The following is a 6,207-nucleotide window of genomic DNA, read 5'->3' as shown; positions in this document are numbered from 1 at the left end:
TAAATTATTTTCAAAAAAAAGAGTACAATACGTATCTCAACAATACAAAATAAACTGGGGAGGCATTAATCATTTAAAAGCAATATTAGAACTGGCAAAAGAAGCAATAGATAATAAAGACAATAAATACTTTCATCTAATAACGGGACATGATTACCCGATCAAGCCTCTTGAGGGATTCTCTAAATTCTTCGACAACAATAAAGGCAACGATTTTATGGAGTATCATACTCTACCCTATTCCCCTTGGCCGGAAAATGGCATGGATAGGTTATCTCGCTATAACATGTACGACTTATTAGATGGAAGAACCGGATTAAATGAAAGACTAATTAAAGGTTTCTCTAAACTTCAAAAAGCAATAGGATTCAAAAGAAGTTTTAGTAAAGATTTCCCTCCTTTATTTGGAGGATCAACCTATTGGTCTCTTAAGAGAGAATCCGTCGAACATGTATTTCAGTATATGAACGACCATCCCAAATACTTAAAAAGATTCAATTACTCATTTTGTTCCGAAGAGATATTCTTTCAGACCATTCTCTTAAATTCACCCATGAAAGAAACAATTATAAATAACAATATGAGATTTATAATTTGGGAAGAACGCAATGGAAATTTTCCTGCAAATCTGGATTTTAGCGATTATGAAAACATAAAAAATTCCGAGGCATTATTTGCTCGAAAATTTGAATATCCTGTTTCTGAGGCATTGTTAGATAAGATCAAATCAGATATAAGCAAAACCTAAAATATTAGAACCTAAAACAAAAAAGTCTATCTGAATCAGATAGACTTTTCTTTATATATAGAATTGATATATTTCTATTTATTGAGGAGGTTGATTACCTGCTCCCATAATTTCTTGTAGAACCATTTCACGACCTTCAACATTGATAGCCATTAGTTTTCCAGACTTCTCAACAAAAGCAATGCCTCTAGGAGAAAAACGACTTATATTTTCGTAAGCTGAAGGCGTAACAGTACCACGATCGGTTACAATACCATATTTACCACCTTCTTCTACAACTGCTAAGCCAAGTTCGGGTTGATAAAATAACACTTTTGAATATGTAGGAGCAATAAGATGACGGGTCTTTGTATAAAAACCTATTTTCCCATTCTCTGTTAATTTCATCCCGATGCACGAATCATCCTCTATTGCATCATAAACAGGGGCTAATACAACTTGTCCCTCTGGAGTCATCAAGCCAATCTTACTACCCAATCTTACATTATAAAGATCCTTATTTACAACTTTATCAAAGCCATCATACAATGCTTCAACAACAATTTTCCCAGCATCATCTATAAGTCCCGACTTGCCTCCTTTTTCTATTAAAAAGAAAGAGTCGTTAAAAGGAGCTACACCCTCGTATTGCGCAGGAATAACAACATCTCCATATTTATTGATAAGACCGAATTTCCCTTGCGATTTAACTTCACAAAGATGATCATTCACAAATTTGAAACTTGTGTAAGCAATAGGTAACACTAACTTATTAGTTCTATCTACCAATCCCCAAGTTTTACCATCTTTCACCAAGAACAAACCATTTCCAAAAGACTTTATGTCATCATATGCTTCCGGAATTATAGTTGTTCCACTTTTAGTAATCACTCCACACTTACCTTTTTTTCTGAATGCGAAGAATCCTTCTTCAACCGATTCTAATGCCTCATACTGAGCTTTCACTAAGGTTTTATCTCCTTGTTTTATTCCAAATTTATCCTTATTCTGATAAATCTCAACTTTTTGAGCGTAAGTAACACTACCGATTGACAAAAGAATGGTTAGTAAAAATGCAATTGTTTTCATCAAATATTTTAAAATCTTTTATTGTTAGTTCTTCTTTATCACACAAGTATAGCAAAATATTCATTGGCACGTTTCTCAATCGTAACTATCTGTAAAGTTTACACTTGCAAAAGCGACAGAAAAGGTATTCGCGCTCAAAACTCTCTGCAAATGTACGATTTAGTTATTGTAATACAAAGATAAAGCCGATATAATCAGTGATTTCACAAGATATAACATACAAGAACTATCTTTCAATATTATTTCCTAAATTTGTAATATCGAAATAGAATAAAATATTCAGCAATGGGAAAAGAGTTGGCAAACAATGTCGTGTTTTCAAAAAATGTAGTAGAATTTGTTACAGTTGCTGTACAATACTGCACTTTTTTAGAAAACCCAGAGAATCAAACAAGCAAAGAATACACTGACAAATTAACAAAGCTATTGCCTTTGTTATATTTAAAAGCTGCGTTACTGCCCGAAACAGAAATAGAAGAGGATATATATCCTGAAATAACAGTTACTGAAGATGATTACAATTATATAATATCTAAACTATATACTGCCTACAAAGAGAATGATACTTATCTGGAAGTATTTCTGGAAGACATGAAATATAGTGATACCCCTATCGCAGCAAGTATCTCTGAAGACATTGCAGATATATATCAAGACATTAAAAACTTTATATCCATATACGAGCAGGGTATCGAAGAGAATATGAGCGAAGGCTTATATACCTGTTATGAAAACTTTAAACTTTACTGGGGACAAAAACTAGTGAATGTCCTACGGGCACTCCATTCTCTAAAATATTCGATAGGTGAAGAAAATCCGGACGAAGACGATTTGGACTCCGATAATATACAAGAAGAGTGGTAAGTACAATATCTAAAGAAGAAATATCGACCTTACCAATAGCCGTTTTTCCGGGACGAATGATTGTGGTACAAACCGAGAAAGAGGCTCAAAAAGCAACCTCTTTTCTAGAGCAGCACAAGGTGATTGGTTTTGATACCGAAACCCGTCCATCATTCAAAAAAGGACTTATCCGAACTATTGCATTGATGCAGTTATCGACCGAAGATACTTGCTTCTTATTCAGGCTTAACTTTATTGATATACCTGAATGCCTTAGTCGAATTCTAATTAGTCCAGACATAAAGAAAATCGGACTTTCTCTTAAAGACGATTTTTCGGCAATAAGAAAGCGTATGCAGCTAGAGCCTAAAAACTTTATAGAATTGCAATCTTTTGTAAAGAAGTTCGGAATAGAAGACAATGGACTACAAAGAATCTACGCCATATTATTTGGAGAAAAGATTTCTAAGAGCCAACGTCTTTCAAATTGGGAAGCAGATATACTGAGCGAAGCCCAACAAAAATACGCCTCTCTTGATGCATGGGCATGCCTACAGATATACAACAAATTAATACGCCTCAACCCCAGTTTAGCAGAAGATAAATAAGGTATTTACGAGGAACCATATTGCTTAAAAACTTATCATATCAATAATATATGAGCTATAAAAAAATTACACTTAAACCGAAGAAAGAAGAATCGCTTCGCCGTTTTCACCCCTGGATATTTTCAGGAGCAGTTGCACAAAAAGATTCGAACCTAACTGAGGGTGAAGTTGTAAACGTATATACATCGAACAACGATTTTATAGCCGTAGGACATTATCAGATCGACAGTATAGAAGTTCGTGTCCTTAGTTTTCAAGAAAGAAAAATAGATTCTACATTCTGGAAAGAAAAATTAGAGATTGCCTATAATCTACGTAAAGCCATTGGAGTTGTTTCCGACTCTAACAACGCATACCGACTGATTCACGGAGAGGGAGACAACCTTCCTGGGTTAGTAATTGATATATATGGCAATACGGCTGTTATGCAATCGCATTCAGTTGGGATGCACGATTCGAGAAAAGATATAAGCAATGCGCTGATCGAGGTATTAGGCTCAACCTTACAAAATGTATATTACAAATCTGAAACAACTTTGCTTAATAAGCCTAATGTTGTTCCCGAAAATGATTACCTTTTTGGAGGAAAAAACGTAGATAATTTCGCTATTGAGAACGGGTTGAAATTTCAAGCCGATTGGATCAAAGGACAAAAAACAGGCTTCTTTGTAGATCAGAGAGATAATAGATCTCTACTCGAAAAATACTCGAAAGGAAGATCTGTATTAAATATGTTTTGCTATACTGGAGGTTTCTCTTTTTACGCCATGCGTGGAGAAGCGAAATCGGTACACTCGGTAGACAGTTCAGCCAAAGCAATCATGTTTACTCAAAACAATGTAGAGTTAAACTTCCCGAACGATAGCCGACATGCAGCTTTTGCTGAGGATGCATTCAAATATTTAGCTAAGATAGAAAAAGGCGAACACGACCTCATTATCTTAGACCCTCCGGCTTTTGCGAAACATCGTGGAGCTATCAGAAACGCTCTACAAGGCTATAAAAAACTAAATGCAAATGCTTTTGACAAGATAGCACCGGGAGGCATATTATTTACCTTTTCATGTTCTCAGGTAGTATCTAAAGATGCTTTCAGACTTGCGGTATTCAGTGCAGCAGCTCAATCGGGCAGAAGTGTGAAAATATTACATCAATTAACTCAGCCTGCTGATCACCCTATCAACATCTATCATCCGGAAGGAGAATATCTTAAAGGGTTGGTATTATATGTAGAATAAGACACCGACAACCGAGAGAGCATCTCGTATTTAAATAAAAAAAGAAGGTACTTTATTAGAGGCTCCTTCTTTTTTTAGTATATGAGAACCATCGACCTTAACGGAAAAGGTTACACATTCTTTTTTGGCTTTAAAAATCGGTTTGTCAAATATCTGCGTACCGGTATATCATAGAATTTCAAACAAATATAAGCTAGAATAATACTTCCGAAAAGAACCCCTGCTGCACCAGACAATGATTCTTCAAATGTTAGGTTATCATTCTTTACCCAAGCAAAATACAGATAGATAAATGGGTAATGTACCATATATAAAGGATAAGAAATATCTCCTAAGAATTTACATATCCGAGTAGTATACTTATCGGTGCTTTTTCCAGAAGCCCCTAGATAGACAAGAAGCGGAAAAAAGACAACACAACATAAAGTATCATATATTCCATTCATCCACAGATGTTCAGCTCCACCTATACGAGGTACAGCTAAGAGAGCTATAATAAATAGACTACATATCCAGAAAGCACCCTTTATATTAGTAGGTTTGAAAATACGTGAAAGAAGTAATCCGGCAGAAAAAGAAAATAACAATCGCAAAGATCCTCCCGTAAATTCTGTGCCGGTTAGTGAAAACCCAACACATATATCACCTAATGGCCCCAATATAGCAAATGCCGCTAAGCCGCATCCAACAACAAACACCAACACCGCAAGAGCTTTAGTAGAGAGTTTTCGGATGAACAGTACATAGAGAATATTCCCTATATATTCAAAGAATAGAGACCAACTTGGACCATTTAAAGGAAACATTTCTCCTACTCCTCGAACTTCAGTACCCGGAGTAGCCGGAATTAATAGTGCATTCAACAATGTGGCAACAAGTAATGCCCCAACAGCAACCGTCGACACATCCCAGACAGAACAACCTTGAGTGTAAAACATGATTGCACCTATAATAGCTCCCATCACAACCATTGGGTGAAGACGTATAATTCGACGTTTAAAGAAATCCTTTGTAGTCATTTTCCCCCAGCGATCGTCATAAGCATAACCAACAACGAAACCCGATAGGATAAAGAAAAAATCGACTGCTAAATAACCATGATTGATTCTTTGATCTAAATGACTGCTTGCAAAAGCTTCGAATATATGGAAACATACTACCATGATAGCCGCCACTCCGCGCAAACCATCGAGTATATTATAATGTGGCTTAGTATCTGTAAATGCAGCATTAGAGACTTGTGTATTCAGCATAAGATTTATTTCTATTGTTAATATTCAGGCTTTTCGATAGAAATGGCAAAAATACATTTTTTTTCCTTTGCTCGAAAACGATAATAACTTTATATGAATCTTAGTTTTATATGCTACAGACTAGACATACGATTTTTCTCAATCTCCTATAAGGAATACAACGATTATACTATAAAGCATATTATAGTATATTTAATTCTAAACAAACTACACATAAACAACCTAAGACTACACCCATTTGTAATCTTAGATCATTAAGCCTTTAGATAAAAACATATCGGAAATATAGAAGCTTTAAGAGAAGTTTAAACCTGACAATAAAACCAAGTATTAATAGACCAAGTATACTTTTTTCAGGCAATCATCATTTTCTCTTGTGATCTCCCCCAACTCTTATTCTAAAAGAAAAAGAGGGTTGACAAATAATTTGTCAACCCTCTTTTATATAT

General features: G+C 35.1%; 6 protein-coding genes. 4 read left to right on the top strand and 2 right to left on the bottom strand.

Going from position 1 to position 6,207, the window contains the following annotated elements; all coding sequences use genetic code 11:
* Positions 1 to 748: beta-1,6-N-acetylglucosaminyltransferase (locus HGC4_RS00775; protein ID WP_050708214.1), on the top strand; the 748-nt coding region annotated here is incomplete at its 5' end.
* Between the two features lie 78 nt (positions 749 to 826).
* Here HGC4_RS00775 and HGC4_RS00770 read toward each other — a convergent pair.
* Positions 827 to 1,816, bottom strand: coding sequence for a WG repeat-containing protein (locus HGC4_RS00770; RefSeq protein ID WP_050708213.1), 990 nt, complete (start codon positions 1,814 to 1,816; stop codon positions 827 to 829).
* A 285-nt stretch (positions 1,817 to 2,101) separates the two neighbouring features.
* On the opposite strand from HGC4_RS00770, the gene HGC4_RS00765 reads away from it, so the two are divergent.
* From HGC4_RS00765 to HGC4_RS00755, 3 genes are read left to right on the top strand one after another with little or no spacing between them, the layout of a single operon-like run.
* Positions 2,102 to 2,680, top strand: coding sequence for a DUF5063 domain-containing protein (locus tag HGC4_RS00765; protein WP_050708212.1), 579 nt, complete (start codon positions 2,102 to 2,104; stop codon positions 2,678 to 2,680).
* Positions 2,674 to 3,267: a 3'-5' exonuclease gene (locus HGC4_RS00760; protein WP_050708211.1), complete on the top strand. Its 594-nt coding sequence runs from the start codon at positions 2,674 to 2,676 to the stop codon at positions 3,265 to 3,267. The genes HGC4_RS00765 and HGC4_RS00760 overlap by 7 nt, the downstream gene beginning before the upstream one ends.
* 50 nt (positions 3,268 to 3,317) lie before the next feature.
* Entirely contained in the window at positions 3,318 to 4,505 is a 1,188-nt protein-coding gene (locus HGC4_RS00755; protein ID WP_050708210.1) for a class I SAM-dependent rRNA methyltransferase, read from the top strand.
* A 110-nt stretch (positions 4,506 to 4,615) separates the two neighbouring features.
* On the opposite strand, the gene HGC4_RS00750 is transcribed toward HGC4_RS00755, so the two are convergent.
* Positions 4,616 to 5,758, bottom strand: a complete 1,143-nt coding sequence (locus HGC4_RS00750) for an acyltransferase family protein (RefSeq protein WP_050708209.1) — start codon at positions 5,756 to 5,758, stop codon at positions 4,616 to 4,618.
* Positions 5,759 to 6,207: the final 449 nt, after the last annotated feature.

The organism is Dysgonomonas sp. HGC4, from assembly GCF_001261715.1.
Taxonomy (GTDB): domain Bacteria; phylum Bacteroidota; class Bacteroidia; order Bacteroidales; family Dysgonomonadaceae; genus Dysgonomonas_A.
Note: the sequence above shows the minus strand (reverse complement) of the source record. Positions and strands in the feature narration are given on the sequence as shown.

What these genes read in the sequence shown, in the direction of transcription:
- HGC4_RS00770 (WP_050708213.1), bottom strand. Translation starts at nt 1,816, where the DNA reads ATGAAAACAATTGCATTTTTACTAACCATTCTTTTGTCAATCGGTAGT.
- HGC4_RS00765 (WP_050708212.1), top strand. Translation starts at nt 2,102, where the DNA reads ATGGGAAAAGAGTTGGCAAACAATGTCGTGTTTTCAAAAAATGTAGTA.
- HGC4_RS00755 (WP_050708210.1), top strand. Translation starts at nt 3,318, where the DNA reads ATGAGCTATAAAAAAATTACACTTAAACCGAAGAAAGAAGAATCGCTT.
- HGC4_RS00750 (WP_050708209.1), bottom strand. Translation starts at nt 5,758, where the DNA reads ATGCTGAATACACAAGTCTCTAATGCTGCATTTACAGATACTAAGCCA.